Origin of the sequence: Marivita cryptomonadis (genome assembly GCF_002115725.1) — a bacterium.
Classification (GTDB): domain Bacteria; phylum Pseudomonadota; class Alphaproteobacteria; order Rhodobacterales; family Rhodobacteraceae; genus Marivita; species Marivita cryptomonadis.
Map to the genome: position 1 here is coordinate 25,400 of NZ_JFKD01000002.1, position 15,306 is coordinate 40,705.

A 15,306-nucleotide genomic window follows, 5' to 3' on the forward strand; every position below is an offset into this window, starting at 1 on the left:
GAATTGGCCAAGATCACATCGGTTTCGCCCCTCGCACCCGCCAGCTTTCCAAAACTGCCGGTTATCAAGGGGGCAAGGTTTTCAACCGCTGCTGCAGGCGTCAAGTATGCCGGACGAACCGACGTGATGCTGGCCGTTCTTGATCCGGGCAGCTGCGTGGCGGGCGCGTTCACCAAATCCGCCACGCGGTCGGCCAACGTGCTGGATTGCCAGTCGAAAATCCGGCTTGAGGACGAAGGTGGTGCCGCCATCATCGTCAATTCCGGCAATTCCAACGCCTTCACCGGACGGGCAGGGGACGAGAGCGTTCAAGCCATCTGCGCCGAGGTCGCCCACGTAACCGGCTTGCCTTCCAGCCGTGTCTTCACAAGTTCAACTGGCGTGATTGGCGAACGCCTGCCGCATGACCGCATCAAGGCCAAAGTCGAAGAGCTTTACGGCAACCTCGATGAGGCCGGTCTGCCGGGTGCCGCCAAGGCAATCATGACCACCGACACCTTCCCCAAAGGATCGACCACCAGTATCGACCTGCCGGACGGTACCGTCACCATCGCGGGCATCGCCAAAGGCTCGGGCATGATCGCCCCGGATATGGCGACGATGCTGGTTTATATCTTCACCGACGCCAAGATCGCGCAGTCCGATCTGCAGACGCTGGTCTCCGAGATCAACGAAAAGACCTTCAACAGCATCACAGTCGACAGTGATACCTCCACATCGGACACGCTATTGGTGGCCGCAACTGGCGCATCCGACGTGACCGTCACCCCGCAGGACGCTGCCTTCCGCGATGGTTTGCACCACGTCATGCAAGACCTTGCTCATCAGGTTGTCCGCGACGGCGAAGGTGCCACGAAGTTCTTGGAAATTACCGTGACCGGTGCCCTGAACGATGCCGACGCCAAGACACACGCCATGTCCATCGCCAACTCCCCGCTGGTCAAAACCGCGATCGCGGGGGAAGATCCCAACTGGGGCCGCGTCGTGATGGCCATCGGCAAATCCGGCGCACCCGCTGACCGCGACACGCTCAGCATCTCTTTTGGCGATGTCAAAGTCGCTTCAAACGGCTGGGTCGATCCGGACTACCGAGAAGAGCAGGGTGCGGCGATCATGAAGCAGGAAAACATCTCCATGACCGTCGATCTCGGCATGGGAACCGGGACGGCAACCGTCTGGACCTGTGACCTGACCCACGGCTACATCTCGATCAACGCCGATTACCGGTCGTGAACGTCGTTCTCGTGTCTGCCGTTGCGCTCATCGACCCCGATGGGCGCATCCTCTTGGCTCAACGTCCCGAGGGCAAATCCATGGCCGGCCTGTGGGAATTTCCCGGCGGCAAGGTTGAACCGAACGAGACACCGGAACAGGCGCTGATCCGGGAATTACAAGAAGAACTGGGCATCGACACTTGGGAAAGCTGCCTTGCCCCACTCACCTTCGCCTCGCACAGCTATGAGAAATTCCACCTGCTGATGCCGCTGTTTGCCTGCCGCAAGTGGAATGGCACCCCCGAATCACGAGAAGGCCAAGCGCTGAAATGGGTGCGTGTGAACCAACTCAAAGACTATCCGATGCCGCCGGCGGATATCCCTCTTATCCCGATCTTGCGGGATTGGCTCTGATCGAGGCGCTTTTTTCCCCGCAATCGGCTGCAGCGACATTTTTTTCTGGCAATGAAATTAGCAACAATCTATCCACAAACTGTCAGAACTTGGGGGAGATTTGACATGCTGAAAACAATCATCATCGGAAGTTGCATGTCTGTGCAGGGTATTTTGGAAAAAACCCTGCCCGACGGGCGTATCTCTGTCCGTGTCGGAAGCCGGATCTTCACTGGTCTGCCAGTCGCCACATCAGGCTGAGACTTTTCTTAAACGCAAAAGAAAAAGGGCAGCGGTAACGCTGCCCTTTTCTGTTTCTGGGACCCTGCTGGATCAGGCCAGCGTACGTTCCACTTCCTGACGCTCGAAAATCTCGATGACATCGCCTTGGCGAACATCTTCGTAGTTCTCGAAGGCCATACCGCATTCCTGACCCGACTGCACTTCGGACACTTCGTCCTTGAAGCGCTTGAGCGTCTTGAGAGTGCCTTCATGGATCACGACGTTGTCGCGCAACAGGCGCACACCAGCGCTGCGGCGGGCCACGCCTTCGGTGACCAGACAACCGGCAACCTTACCGACGTTCGACACCTTGAAGACATCCTTGATCGTGGCGTAGCCGATAAAGGTTTCTTTGATCTCGTTGCTCAGCAGGCCAGAGGCCGCTGCTTTCACGTCATCCACAAGATCGTAGATCACGCTGTAATAGCGAATCTCGACGCCCTTCTGATTCGCGGTGTTCCGTGCCGACGCATTGGCACGCACGTTGAACCCGATCACCGGACAGCCCGACGCTTCGGCCAAACCGATATCGGTTTCGGTGATCGCACCTACGCCAGAATGCAGCACGCGCACGCGGACTTCGTCGTTGCCGACCTTTTCCAACGCCTGAACAATCGCTTCGGCAGACCCCTGCACATCCGCTTTGACCAGCACCGGAAGCTCGGAGACGCTTTCGTCGTCCTTTGCTTTCTTCATCAGCTGTTCAAGCGTCGTTGCAGCACCCAGTGCCGCACGCTTTTCCTTGGCGACGTTTGCACGGTATTCCGCGATCTCGCGCGCCTGCGCTTCGGTCTCTGTCACGTTCAGCACGTCACCCGCTTCGGGTGTGCCGTTCAGACCCAGAACCTCGACAGGCACCGACGGACCGGCTTCTTTCACGCGCTCACCCTTGTCGTTGATCAGCGCACGGACCTTGCCGTACTGCTCGCCCACAACAAAGATATCGCCCTGACGCAATGTACCGTTCTGAATCAGAACCGTCGCCACCGGGCCACGACCCACGTCCAGCTGCGCTTCGATCACCGCACCCTGGGCTGCCCGATCCGGGTTCGCCTTGAGTTCGAGGATTTCCGCCTGCAACGCAATCGCTTCGAGCAGCTCAGGAAGACCCTGACCAGTATGCGCCGATACTTCGACGTCTTGCACGTCACCGGACATCTGTTCCACAACCACTTCGTGTTGCAGCAGGTCGGTCCGAACCTTGGTCGGGTTCGCGCTTGGCTTGTCAACCTTGTTGATCGCCACGATCATCGGCACCTTGGCCGCTTTCGCATGCGCGATGGCCTCGATGGTCTGCGGCATCACGGCGTCATCCGCCGCAACAACCAGAACAACGATATCCGTTACCTGAGCACCGCGCGACCGCATCGACGTAAACGCCGCGTGGCCCGGAGTGTCGAGGAACGACAGAACTGCCCCATCTTTTGTGGTCACCTGGTAGGCGCCGATGTGCTGCGTGATCCCGCCCGCCTCGCCAGAGGTGACGTTCGCGTCGCGGATCGCGTCGAGCAGCGATGTCTTGCCGTGGTCGACGTGACCCATGATCGTGATGACCGGAGGACGTGGCTTGAGGTCTTCAGGCTTGTCGCTGACTTCCTTGATGACGTCTTCAACATCCGACGCGGAAACGCGGGTCACCCGGTGGCCGAACTCTTCGATCATCAGTTCCGCTGTATCGGCGTCGATCGTCTGGTTCTGCGTCGCCATGATGCCGTTGTTCATCAACGCCTTCACAACATCGCCCACACGCTCTGCCATCCGGTTTGCCAATTCGGCAACCGTAATCGCTTCGGGCAACTGCACGGCACGCACGACTTTTTCGCGCGGCTGGTTGCCACCCATGGCTTTCTGACGCGCACGCTCTTGCTTGCGCTTCATCGCCGCCATTGATTTCTGACGACCGCCTTCGCCTCCCAAAGCCTGGTTCAGCGTGAGCTTGCCGGAACGGCGTTCGGAATCGTCACCTTTGCGACGACCGCGATCTTCGCGTTCACGGTCCACCTTGCGGGGGGCTGCTTGCGACGGCTTAGCACCACCACCGCCACCGCCACCGGCAGGCTGGCGCGCGGCAGGAGCTTCGCTCGGACCGGCCGCAGCTTGCTTGGCCGCTTCTGCAGCTTCGCGCGCCTTGCGCTCTTCGTCTTCGGCTTTCTGGCGGGCGCGTTCTTCAGCCTCGCGCTGTTCGCGCTCCTTGGCTTCTTTTTCCGCGCGCATACGATCGCGTTCTTCGGCGCGGGCTTTCTCTTCGGCTTCGCGCTGTGCGGCTTCTTCGCCTTCGCGGGCCTTCGCTGCCTGAAGGGCCTTCAGCCGGCGTTCCATCTCCGCGTCGGAAATTCCTGCGGGTCGCTTGCTCCCGGCCAAGCTCATGGCCGTCGTGGCAGCACTGCCCGCGGCTGACTGGGCCGCACCGGGTTTCGGCACCACAACGCGCTTGCGCTTGGTCTCCACCACGACGTTCTTCGTCCGTCCGTGGCTAAAGCTCTGCTTTACGTTCCCTGACCGGGGACCGCCGCGCAAACCCAAAGTCTTTTTGCCGTCGTTATCGCTCATTTAGCTCTTTTTTCCTTCCCAGCGGCCCCTGCCGCTGTCTTTGCATCAGACGTTCCGATGCGAAAGCCCTTCAATCTTTGGGCTTCCTCTACAACACGTTGCGTGAGTCCACCAGCGCCAAGCGCGGCATGTATCACAGTTTGTCGCCCAAAGGCCATTCCAAGCTCATCCGCCGTGAGCCAACCTATGTAATGGCCGTAATGCGGAGTGCTGAGTTTCGATTTCCCACGACTCGATCCGTCTTCCGCCTGCAAAAGCACCTCTGCGGTTTCCTTGGACAGGGCATCTTTGACCTTTTCATAGCCAGAAATTTCATAGCCAGAAATCGCCACGCCGGATTTGCGACTTAGACTTATCAGATCGACAACACGACGCGCAAGCTGCTGTTCAAGATCGGAAACAAGTGTCTCGGACAAGCGCAATTGCGTTTTCGCCGCACGATGAAACATGTTCTTTTTCAGCGCAGTTTCAAGAGCAGCGCGCGTTGCGCTCACCCAAATCCCCCGACCCGGCAGTTTTTCTGCCAGATCGGGAACAAGCTGATCCTCGGGGCCGACGACAAAGCGGATCAGTTCGGCTTTCGGGCGCACCTCGCCGGTCGCAATGCATTTGCGTTCCGGTCCGCTGTCCCGATCTTTGTCTTTGCCACCGCGTGTCACGTGTGTCGTCGTCCTTCCGTCAGGGCAGGTCAGACCTGCTCTTCTTCCACATCGCCCAGTTCTTCGTCTTCGGCCTCTTCTTCAAGCTCGGTCGGATCGACCCAGCCCAGAAGCACGCGCGCTGTCATGACCAGATGCTGCGCCTCTTCAAGCGACATGTCGAACGGCTCCAGCAGACCTTCGTCCTTGTGCCGTTCGCCGTTCTCGGTGGTCCATCCACCAGCCAGTTCCCAATCCGCACAGGTCGCAAAGTCTTCAAGCGTTTTGACGCCGTCTTTTGCCAGCACTTCAAGCATCTGAGGCGTGAGCCCTTCGAAGTTGATCAGGCTGTCTTCGGCACCCAAAGCGCGGGCGTTGTCCAAAGCGGCTTTTGCCTGGGCCTCAAGGTTCTCGCGGGCACGGGTCTGCAATTCCTCAGCAGTGCCTTCGTCGACACCGTCGATGACCAGCAATTCGTCAAGCTCGACATAGGCCACTTCTTCAAGGTTGGTGAACCCTTCGGACACCAGCAGCTGGGCAAAGAACTCGTCCAGATCAAGCGTGTCCATGAACAGCTGCGTCCGCTCTTCGAATTCTTTTTGACGACGCTGCGATTCTTCTTCCTCGGTCATGATGTCGATATCGAGGCCGGTCAGCTGCGACGCCAGACGCACGTTCTGACCACGGCGACCAATCGCGAGGCTCAGTTGCTCGTCCGGCACAACAACCTCGATCCGCTCGGCATCTTCGTCCAGAACCACCTTGCTCACCTCGGCAGGCTGCAACGCGTTCACAAGGAAGGTCGGCACATCTTCGTTCCATGGGATGATGTCGATCTTTTCGCCCTGAAGCTCGTTCACAACGGCCTGAACACGGGAACCACGCATACCCACACAGGCACCGACCGGGTCGATCGAATTGTCATAGGAAATCACCGCGATCTTGGCGCGCGAACCGGGATCGCGGGCTACAGCCTTGATCTCGATGATGCCGTCATAGATTTCCGGCACTTCCATCTTGAACAGTTCCGCCATGAATTCCGGTGCTGTGCGCGACAGGAAGATCTGCGGCCCACGGGTCTCGCGGCGCACATCCTTGATGAAGCAGCGAATGCGGTCCCCATTGCGATAGCTTTCGCGGCCGATCTTCTCGTTGCGGCGCAGGATGCCTTCGCCCCGGCCCACATCGACGATGACGTTGCCGTATTCCTCGCGCTTGACCACACCGTTGATGATGGTGCCTGCACGATCTTTGAATTCTTCGAACTGACGGTCCCGCTCGGCTTCGCGTACCTTCTGCAAAATAACCTGCTTTGCAGATTGCGCGGCGATGCGACCCATCTCGACCGGAGGCACTTCTTCGACGAACGTGTCACCCACCTGCGCCGCGCCAGAGAATTCCGTGATCGACTGTCCGTCGCGCAGCCAGACCGCGTTCTGGGTCGACTTTGGAGCGAGGAAATACGGCTTGGCACTCTCCGAGGTGAATTCGGCCTGGTAATTCTCAAGCTCTTCATCTTCGACCACGGTGCGCACGCGGGTGAACGTCGCGCGACCGGTCTTGCGGTCGATCTTCACGCGGATGTCCATTTCCGACCCGTAACGCGACTTGGCCGCACGCGCGAGGCTCTCTTCCATCGCTTCGACAACCAACCCTGGGTCGATCATCTTTTCACGCGCCACCGCTTCGGCGGTCTGCAACAGTTCCAACTGGTTGGCGGAGGTGATTGCCATCGGTTCTTACTCCTCTTCGGGCCCTTCGGCCTCAATCACGTCGTCAAATTTTTCTTCTTCGAAGCCTTGGGCTTTCCGCGCCTTCAGCATTTCCTTGATCAGCTCGTCGGTCAGAACCAGCTTGGCATCGGTCAGCCAATCGAACTTCAGCCCGACAGTGCCCTCTTCGATATTGATCAGTACTTCGTCACCCTCAACCCCGGCCAGTACGCCCTTGAAGCGCTTGCGTCCGTCGATCATTTCGGATGTTTCGATCTTGGCCTCGTAACCTTCAAAGGTCTCGAAATCCTTGAGGCGGGTCAAAGGTCGGTCGATCCCCGGCGACGACACTTCCAAAGTGTAGGTATCGAGGATCGGATCTTCGACATCCAGCGTCGCGCTCACGGCGGTGCTGATGGCGGCGCATTCATCGACTTCGATCCCGCCTTCGGGGCGTTCGGCCATGATCTGCAATGTGGCCAACTTGCCGCTCATCAACCGGATACGCACCAGTTCAAACCCCATGTCTTCGATGACAGGGGCGATGATCTCGGCCAGACGTCGGTCCATCGCGGCTTTGGCGATCAGGTCAGACATTGTCTCGTAGGTCTCCAGACACAAAAAAACGGGCGCGCGGCCCGTTGAAGAATTCGGTGGGTGCCGACTTTCGTCAACACGCCGCTGTTGAGGTGCATATACGGAGCGTGCTCCGAGTCTGCAAGGGCTTTCGTGTGCGCCGCGCACAACGGCGCGGCCGCACCTCAGTAATCCCGTTCAAAGAAAACCCCGAGCGACGAATTGCCGGTATTGTCCACGCTCCCCCGCGCCGTGATATCCGAGGTCACATCAAGGTTCAGATTGATCTCGGCCCGCCCGCCGCTTTCGACCACCACATCCGAATAGATGTTGTCCGAGATGTATTTGCCCGCACGCACTGCCGTGCCGCCATCCTCGGTCTGGCTCACGTCCAGATCATCCAGCCCAAAGCCATCGCGCAGTCGCGACAAAAGACCCATTCCGCCGCGCCCCGCCAAAGTGGCGACCGCATTGGCAAGTTCAAGCGCCTGCAACGCCGACAGGTTCGACAGGTTTCGCCCGAACAAAAGCTGCGCCAGCACTTCGTCCTCGGGCAGTTCCGGGCTCGAGGAGAACGATATCTCCGGCGACGACGCGGGCCCGTCCAGAATGACCATGACAGTGATCCCGTTGGCATTTGTCTCGGCAACAAACCGTAGCACCGGGTCGAAACTGCCGCTCATCTGGATCCGCCCCTCGTCCAGCGTGAACCGCTGATTGAGAATATCCAACCGCCCGCGCACCAATTCAAAGCCGCCCTGTGGGATAATGTCCGAGGTTGGCCCTGTCAGCCGCAATTGTCCCGCCAGTTCGGCATCCAGCCCGCGTCCGCGCACAAACACCTGTCCCGGCGCGGTCAGCGTGATATCGAGCCGCGTGCTCGATGGCCCGCGCGCTGCTTCTACAGCAGTATCCTGCGCCGATGTGATCCCGGCCCGGTCCAGCGTCCGCATGACAGGACGTGTCGCGCCAAGATGGTCGATGGGGGGGATCTCTCCCAAAGCGGAAACGCCCGAAGATGGCACCTGAATCTCGGTCTCGTTCAACCGAAGATCGCCGCTCACCAGCAGATTGCGCCCAATCGGCCCATTCAATGAGACCGTTCCATCAACGCTGGTGTTGTACAGATCGGGGTCGCGCACGCCAAAACGGTTAAGCGTAGCAGTGATGCTGGCGTCCAGAGTGGACAGCCCCAGACGACCGCCCACATCGACGGACCCGCCATGGTTGCCCTGTGCCGACAATCCGATCTGCGCCGCACCATTGCTCAGCTGAATTTGTCCAGTGATCGGTGTGAGGATGATCCCAAGAGTAGGTGCGCTGAACTCCGCGCCTTGCGGTGTGATCGTGCCAGACAGGCTCGACACCCCAAGAGGGCCAGACACCCGCAAATCCAAGGCCGCCTGTCCGTTCAGACGCCGCGGCGCGATAAACACATTGGCAAGCCCCAGTGGCGCCGCGCCATTGATTGACAGATTGGCGTTGCCACCATTGGCCACACGCCCATCCGCGGCAAGCCGCGTGCCGCCCGGTCCGTCCAGATCGACATCCACCAGGTAGCCATCGCTTTGCTGTCCAACCGTGCCATCGACAACCAGCGCACCTTGGAAATCCGGTGCGATCAGTCCGACATTCGCCAACCGCGCGTCGATTTCCAGATTGCTCAACGGGCCGTTCACCCGCGCGCTGATTTCGGGGTTCTGCACATCCGCTGAAAGCCGCGCCAATGCGCCGTCTTGCCCGGTTGCGCCAACCTCAAACCGTGTCACCCCAGCCAACAACTGGTCCACGGTCGCATTGCCGATACCAAGCCCGCTGCCCTGACCGCGTGCGGTCACGTCGAAATCACCAGCGTCCTGATAGGCTCCGGTCACGTCGATGGTCGCCTGACCCCTAAGGTTCTGCCCGGCCAATCCCGACAACGGCGCAAGGCTGTCGGCCACCAGAGACAGCGCAAATTGTGCGTCCGGCGCACTAAGAGCTTGTGTGATCATCGCTGATCCGGTGGCGTCGATTGCCCCGGTCGCCAGCCCAAAAGACTGCACCGTCAACCGCTCTGAAGCCTGCACCCAGTCAAAAGTCGTGGTGATTGTCGGGTTGCTTCCGATTGCTTGGGCAAATCGCGCATCGCTCAGACGCAATGCCGATCCGGCCAGGCGCACGTCGCCCCCCACAGACACCAAACCACCATCTTCGGATTGTGCGATGTTCCCGTTGCCTGCCAGCGCCAAAGTGGTTGCAGAGGCTTGCGGCGTCTCCAGATCCCGCACGGCGACTTCGGCCTGCCATGCGCCGTCCGGCCCACCTGTGGCAGTCACGTCCACCGTGCCATTCGTCAACGTCAAACCGCCGCCAAACGGCAGACGCACGGGCTGTGACTGGTTCGAAAGGTCAGCCGTAAGTTCAAGATTACGCAACGTTGTGCCCGACAGCATGACCGATCCGTCCAGCACGGCTGCACCATCGGCTTCGCCCGGATACACACGGTCCAGATTGCTCAGAACGCCATCGAACCGAACTGACGTATCGCCGCTGGTGATTTTGCCCGTCGCTTCCAGATTTGCCGCAGGCGTCACGACACGCGCGGACCGGATCGTTGTGCCGGTCTCGTCCCGGCGCACATCAACCCGCGCCGAGCCGACGCCGGTCAACAGCCGGTCTGCCACGTCCTGACCTACCGCAAGGTCCAAGGTTGTGCCGTCCACAACCATATCGATCATGCCCGAAATCGGCCCAACAGTACCATCCGCCTGCAAGTCGATCCGACCGCCCAACGGCCGCCCGGCAATCGCGGAAAATCGGGTGATGTCCTCGGCAACCAATCGCAGATCAACAGCCAACGGCATCGCATCTTCCGATGTCCAGGTCGCGTCGCCAGTCAGCCCGTATTCTGTGCCGTTGGCCTCAAGCCCCGTTACACGGATCGGTTGACCGCTTTGATAATCGACACGCGCCGCACCCGACAATTCAGACCCAACCGCCTCTGCCAAGGCCGGGTCGGCCAAGGCCAGCGTCTCTGCGGCCCAAGTCAGGTCCAATGCGAACTGCCCATCCTGCTGCGCAAAGCTCTGCTGGTCGATCTGCCCGCGCCCCGTGATCGACAGCGAATCCAGCGTGGCATCTGGGCTGACAAAACCGTCGAGCCGGGCATCAAAGGTCAGAACTCCGTTCAACGCTGCATCGAAGGTCACCGATGCCACTTGCGTGTCGCCACCACCGAACGGCAGCACAACAGGCCCGCCCTCAGGGTTCGCGATTCGCCCCTCGGCATCCAGCGCCTCCAGCCATCCGGTTTCAGAAATCGCGGCACTGCCGCTCAGCGACAGGGCATCGGCCGTCAACGCGAATTGCGGCAAGTCGATCCGACCGTTCGCCTCGCGCATCACCCGCGCCTGCAACCCGATATCTGTGCCGAAAAACGCACGGGTTTCCTCGGTCAAAAGCGGTGTTGGGTCCCCAGTGATGTCGACCCGCACATCCCATGTGCCGGTCTCTTGCGGCGCAAGGATTTCGACCGTCCCGGTGATGCGCGGTTGATCATCCGTCGCCAACGCGATCGCCGCTTCGAAATCGTCGACCATGCCTTCACCCTGAACCGTCAGCGCCACCGATGGCGCGCCGGGGACACCCAGCAGCGTGGCCGCCAGCCCACCAGCGGCCTCTTCAGCGTTCAGATCAACGGACAATTGCCGCGAGGACGAATCATAGCTGGCTGCCAGTGCGATTTGCGATTGCTGGCCGTCGACCCGCTCGAGATTGAGGTCAAGGTCGGCCCCACCCTCGGCAAGGTCGGCGGCCCCGGTGATGGCGAACTCGGCCGCCTCTCCCAAAAGTGGTGCGCCCAATTGCAAAGAGCCAACCGCGAAGCGCTCGATCCGCACTTCAACGGGCAATTCGGGAATGCTGAACGGCTCTGCCTCTGCGCTGGGCAAGTCTTCTCCGGCATCCGGCGCCCGCGACACCACAACGGTATCGGCGCTGAACGATGTCACATCAACGATGCCACGCAGCAATGCGGCCCGCCGCCAATCCAGAACGATGTTTTCCGCCCGGAACCATTCGCCCTGATCGTCAGAAATAACGATGGATGCAATCGTCGCCTCGCTTGACAACGCGCCTTGAAAGCCACGGATGCGCACATCGCGTCCTGCGCCCGACAACGCGTCCTGCAACAGGCCCGCCAAGTATCCGGGGTCTTCGTCACTGTCCTGTGCAAAGCTGGCCAGCGGCCACCACAGAAAGACAAGAAGCGTCGCGATAAAGCGCATATCAGAAAGCCTGACCAATGCCGATGTACAGTTCATAGTCCTTGCCCGCGCCATCTCCGGTCACAGGCGTTGCGATATCCACCCGAATGGGGCCGATCCCGGTGTTGTAGCGCAGACCAAAACCGGCCCCGGCATGCCAGTCGCTGTCTCCGCCGAAACCGCTTTCTTCGGTGATCATGCCCGCATCATAAAACCCGACCAGACCGATATTGTCCCGTACCTTGGCGCGCAGTTCGGCTGACACGGCGGCAAAGCTTTGACCGCCCGTAAACGCGTCATTGTCCAGCGTGACACCCAGCGATTGATACGGCACACCACGCACCGTCCCGCCGCCGCCCGAGTAAAACAGATAGTCGGGAACTGTGTCTTCAAGACTTGGCCCCCAGACCGACCCGATCTGTGCCCGTCCCGCCAGCACGAAACGATCTTCGGCTCCGAACCCGAAATAGGCGCGCGCATCCGACGTAACGCGTATCCCGTTCTCGGTTTCGTCCAGCCCAAGAAAGGGCGTGCTTGTCGCAGAAAGATAGTACCCGCTGCTTGGGTTCAACGAATTGTTCCGCGTGTCATAGGTCGCGCCGAAAGTCGCAAGCAGCAACTGGAATTCGCGTTCTCCAAACGCGTCTTCCGTATCAAGATACCGATATCCCAAACCGAACGACGCGGTCAGCTGATCAGAAAATCGATGCGACAAGCCCGCGATCACACTTGCTTGGTTGCTGGTAAATCCCGGTTCGTTCAACCGCTCGATCCCGGCAGTCAAATAGAACTCCGTGTCCGGAGTGAACGTTGCGGGTCGACCATAGGTCAGCGTCAGCGCGTAATCCATTTCGTCGGTATCCGTGCCGATCCCGGACACCTCGCCTTCGACACGCAGCCGCTCGGCCCCTTGGAACAGGTTGCGATGCAGCCAGAACGCGCTGACCTTGCCACCCTCCTGTGTCGACACCTCGGCCCCAAAGCCAAACCGCCGCGGCTTTTGCTCGGCCACCTGCAACGCAAGGTCCAGCGTGCCGTCCGTATTCGGAGTATCGGCTTCGGACACCGCAACCGAACTGAACACGCCGGTATCGCGCAACCGCCGTTCCGCGTCCGCAATCTCCTGCGGGTCAAACACCTCACCTTGCGGCAAGCCTGCGATTTCTCGAATCCGTGTCCGCCGCACCCGGTCATTGCCCGTCACCACCACGTCGCCAAACCGCAACTGCGGCCCCGGTGCAAGGCGCAAGCGCACGTCCAATTCGCGATTGGGATGGTCTGCGACGATCTGCTGGTCCTCTAGCCGTGCCTTGGCATGGCCGACAGTGCGCCAGCCCGTCACACCCGCGCTCACCGCGTCCCGGATGGGGGCTGTGCCCGCGCGTTCGCCTGTCCTGAACTCGGGCGGAATCTCGGTGCCTTCGGCCAATGGCGCAATCTCGGCGCGTCCATAGCGAAACCTTGGGCCCGGATCGACCTCGATCAGAATTGTATTGATTGATTGCGGTGCCTCAAATGGCGAAATCCCTGCCGCCTCGCGCCCGTCGACAGTGATTGAGACAGTGGGCGAGAACCGTCCGCCCCCGTAAAGCGCTGCCACGATCCGTGCATAATCGGCCTGCGCGGCCGCGATCAACGCCTGCGGTGTGGCATCCTCGGCATCCACCAACGCATACAAGGACATCGCGTCCTTAAGCTCGCTTCTCAAATCGTCGCTGCCGCCAGAGACGTTAAGATCAAGGTTCTGTGCCGCGCCGATCCCCGGAACGGCGACCCATGCCGCGCACAAGATAGTGCGTGTCAGATGGTTCATTTACCCAAAACCTCGTGCTTTGCCTGAGTTCAGCTTAACAGCCCAACGACTCACCGTGCAAACGGGTTCCACAGATCGGGCCTCACAATTCCGGCAAAATACGCCCCGACATGAAAAAGCCCGCATAGTGGGGGCCACCATGCGGGCAAGGTGCGGGGAACCAAGGACCACAGCCCCCGCAAATCTGGCGCTTTTCAGTAGCGCGCCAGCGTGTATCCACGATGCCGGAGGCAGGGCAGGGCATAGGCCCGGGCCTCACCGCGCCGGGTTTCAACGGTCATGCGGCACGCTTTGGGCAACGTCCGGGTGCTGATATTGTTGCGCTCAAGACAGCGGCCCATCACGACCCGCCCAACGCGCCCACCTTCGATCTGGCGCACACAATTGGCAGGCAGCATGTCTTTGTGACGCTGCTTTACATCGCGGGGCACGACTTTCGGGGTTGGCTTTTGCTGCGTGTAGACCGGTTGCTTGGAAACATGTCCGGGGCGGTGGTCTGGAACATAGTGCCGAACCTCTTCTTTCTTCTTGTCCCGGCGATCATCGTCGCGTGAATTCTGGATCGCCTTGCCGATGATAAAGATCGTCGCAGCCCCCGCCAAAAGCTTGGCGATGTCCTCTTCTGACGCGGCGCGGGCAGGTGCGGCGGAAAGTGCAGCGATTGTGGTGGAAACGGCCAGAACGGCTGCGATGAATCTGCGTGACATGGTGGGGTTCCTTTCCCTGTCGGTTAAGCCTGAGATGGCGTCGTCGGGGGCAGGGGGGATGGCCCGCTGCCTCTGACATCCATCTCGGCTGACCCTGCAAAGTCAGGCAATATCGCCCCCTCGTTATGCGATAACCGTGCGGTCGTTATTGAATTTCTCTGGGCTTGGTCGCAGGGTGATCGCATGAAACACGCGCTCCCCTTTCTGCTCCTCGCCGCGCTCTGCATGCCCGCCGCCGCACAGGCGGTGTGTTATGCCGATTACAAGGCGAAACAGGACGCCCCTCTCCGGCTGCACTACGGTGTGGCCGAGATTTCAGAACCCTGCACCTCGGCCTCTGCGCAGGATCAGTTGCAGACCCGTCTTGCACAGGCGGGCTGGACGCTGCTCAATGTGGTGTCGGTATTTGATGAAACAGGGTTAGCCGAAAGGAAAGACAGTGCCGGACCAAACTACCTCCGTTACTGACGCGCGCCGCTCTGGCAGCCGCCTTGTGGTGATCGGCATCAGCGGGATCGTGGCGCTTTTGGTGCTGGCGGGCGTCTTTCTTGTTCTGACCTTACCTGACGCCAATGCGTTCAATTCGAGGGTCGAGCAGATCTTTGTTGAAAACGACGACCTGACGTCACAGGCTGAGGTCAAGCTTCTAGAAATCCTCGCCCAATCCGGCACTGCGTTTTCCGACACGCTGGCGGGCTACCGCACGACGATTTTCGTGCTCTTGGTCTTTGCCACCGCCATGCTGATTGCAGCGCTTGTGTTCCTCGTGATGCTGGTGATCCTCAACCGCCGTATGGCGCAGATCGAACGGTCGGGCATTCAGGTCAATTCCTTGATCGTCAGCCGCGAGGAAAACACCGTCTATCTAAACACGATGGGGTTCAAACTGACCGACGCGATGATCGAAACCATCTCGATTCTCGCCGAAGCCCGTCTTGACGACGAATTGCTCTCCGGTGCCCAGATTGAAGCCATCATTTCGGGCCGCTCCGAATCCGATTGCGATGAGGCCGCAGGCGCCACCCGGATCAAGCGCTTGCGCGATGGGTTGGGCAACCAATTGGTCAGCGAACTGCTGATCAAGAACATCGCCCGCCGCGGTTACATGCTCGCCATCGACAAGGATGTGATCGAGGTGCTTTGACAGACTCGACGCGCCGCGATTTTGTCGGCT

12 protein-coding genes are annotated in these 15,306 nt (G+C 60.1%); 5 read left to right on the forward strand and 7 right to left on the reverse strand.

The genetic code is table 11. From position 1 onward, the window contains the following. Positions 1-3 precede the first annotated feature (3 nt). From argJ to MCRY_RS23505, 3 genes are all read left to right on the forward strand, one after another. Positions 4-1,233 (forward strand): bifunctional glutamate N-acetyltransferase/amino-acid acetyltransferase ArgJ, encoded by a 1,230-nt coding sequence (gene argJ, locus MCRY_RS01940; RefSeq protein ID WP_085627796.1) that lies wholly within the window; start codon positions 4-6, stop codon positions 1,231-1,233. Continuing rightward, positions 1,230-1,628, forward strand: a complete 399-nt coding sequence (gene mutT / locus MCRY_RS01945) for an 8-oxo-dGTP diphosphatase MutT (RefSeq protein WP_085627797.1) — start codon at positions 1,230-1,232, stop codon at positions 1,626-1,628. Before argJ ends, mutT begins: the two co-directional genes overlap by 4 nt. 105 nt (positions 1,629-1,733) lie before the next feature. After that, positions 1,734-1,868 carry a hypothetical protein gene (locus tag MCRY_RS23505; RefSeq protein WP_275296630.1) on the forward strand — a complete coding sequence of 45 codons (135 nt, stop codon included), beginning with the start codon at positions 1,734-1,736 and terminating at the stop codon, positions 1,866-1,868. 72 nt (positions 1,869-1,940) lie between these two features. Here the strand turns inward: MCRY_RS23505 and infB are convergent, their stop codons facing one another. From infB to MCRY_RS01980, 7 genes are all read right to left on the reverse strand, one after another. Further along, positions 1,941-4,439, reverse strand: coding sequence for a translation initiation factor IF-2 (gene infB / locus MCRY_RS01950; RefSeq protein WP_085627798.1), 2,499 nt, complete (start codon positions 4,437-4,439; stop codon positions 1,941-1,943). After that, on the reverse strand, positions 4,436-5,098 hold the full coding sequence (locus tag MCRY_RS01955) for an RNA-binding protein (protein ID WP_085627799.1): 663 nt from the start codon (positions 5,096-5,098) through the stop codon (positions 4,436-4,438). The genes infB and MCRY_RS01955 overlap by 4 nt, the downstream gene beginning before the upstream one ends. 29 nt (positions 5,099-5,127) lie before the next feature. After that, positions 5,128-6,810, reverse strand: coding sequence for a transcription termination factor NusA (nusA, locus tag MCRY_RS01960; protein ID WP_085627800.1), 1,683 nt, complete (start codon positions 6,808-6,810; stop codon positions 5,128-5,130). A gap of 6 nt (positions 6,811-6,816) precedes the next feature. Further along, positions 6,817-7,386: a ribosome maturation factor RimP gene (rimP, locus tag MCRY_RS01965; RefSeq protein WP_085627801.1), complete on the reverse strand. Its 570-nt coding sequence runs from the start codon at positions 7,384-7,386 to the stop codon at positions 6,817-6,819. 164 nt (positions 7,387-7,550) lie between these two features. Next, entirely contained in the window at positions 7,551-11,633 is a 4,083-nt protein-coding gene (locus MCRY_RS01970) for a translocation/assembly module TamB domain-containing protein (RefSeq protein ID WP_171046051.1), read from the reverse strand. A gap of 1 nt (position 11,634) precedes the next feature. After that, positions 11,635-13,425 (reverse strand): autotransporter assembly complex protein TamA, encoded by a 1,791-nt coding sequence (locus MCRY_RS01975; RefSeq protein ID WP_085627803.1) that lies wholly within the window; start codon positions 13,423-13,425, stop codon positions 11,635-11,637. 194 nt (positions 13,426-13,619) lie between these two features. Further along, positions 13,620-14,132: a hypothetical protein gene (locus tag MCRY_RS01980; RefSeq protein WP_085627804.1), complete on the reverse strand. Its 513-nt coding sequence runs from the start codon at positions 14,130-14,132 to the stop codon at positions 13,620-13,622. Positions 14,133-14,315: 183 nt separating this feature from the next. Here MCRY_RS01980 and MCRY_RS01985 point away from each other — a divergent pair, with 183 nt between their 5' ends. Continuing rightward, positions 14,316-14,600 carry a hypothetical protein gene (locus MCRY_RS01985; RefSeq protein WP_085627805.1) on the forward strand — a complete coding sequence of 95 codons (285 nt, stop codon included), beginning with the start codon at positions 14,316-14,318 and terminating at the stop codon, positions 14,598-14,600. After that, positions 14,572-15,276, forward strand: coding sequence for a hypothetical protein (locus tag MCRY_RS01990; protein ID WP_085627806.1), 705 nt, complete (start codon positions 14,572-14,574; stop codon positions 15,274-15,276). The genes MCRY_RS01985 and MCRY_RS01990 overlap by 29 nt, the downstream gene beginning before the upstream one ends. The last annotated feature ends 30 nt before the right edge of the window (positions 15,277-15,306 follow it).

Excerpts from the sequence above, each read along its gene's own strand:
- MCRY_RS23505 (WP_275296630.1), top strand. The coding sequence starts at position 1,734 with ATGCTGAAAACAATCATCATCGGAAGTTGCATGTCTGTGCAGGGTATT.
- infB (WP_085627798.1), bottom strand. The coding sequence starts at position 4,439 with ATGAGCGATAACGACGGCAAAAAGACTTTGGGTTTGCGCGGCGGTCCC.
- nusA (WP_085627800.1), bottom strand. The coding sequence starts at position 6,810 with ATGGCAATCACCTCCGCCAACCAGTTGGAACTGTTGCAGACCGCCGAA.
- rimP (WP_085627801.1), bottom strand. The coding sequence starts at position 7,386 with ATGTCTGACCTGATCGCCAAAGCCGCGATGGACCGACGTCTGGCCGAG.
- MCRY_RS01970 (WP_171046051.1), bottom strand. The coding sequence starts at position 11,633 with ATGCGCTTTATCGCGACGCTTCTTGTCTTTCTGTGGTGGCCGCTGGCC.
- MCRY_RS01975 (WP_085627803.1), bottom strand. The coding sequence starts at position 13,425 with ATGAACCATCTGACACGCACTATCTTGTGCGCGGCATGGGTCGCCGTT.
- MCRY_RS01980 (WP_085627804.1), bottom strand. The coding sequence starts at position 14,132 with ATGTCACGCAGATTCATCGCAGCCGTTCTGGCCGTTTCCACCACAATC.
- MCRY_RS01985 (WP_085627805.1), top strand. The coding sequence starts at position 14,316 with ATGAAACACGCGCTCCCCTTTCTGCTCCTCGCCGCGCTCTGCATGCCC.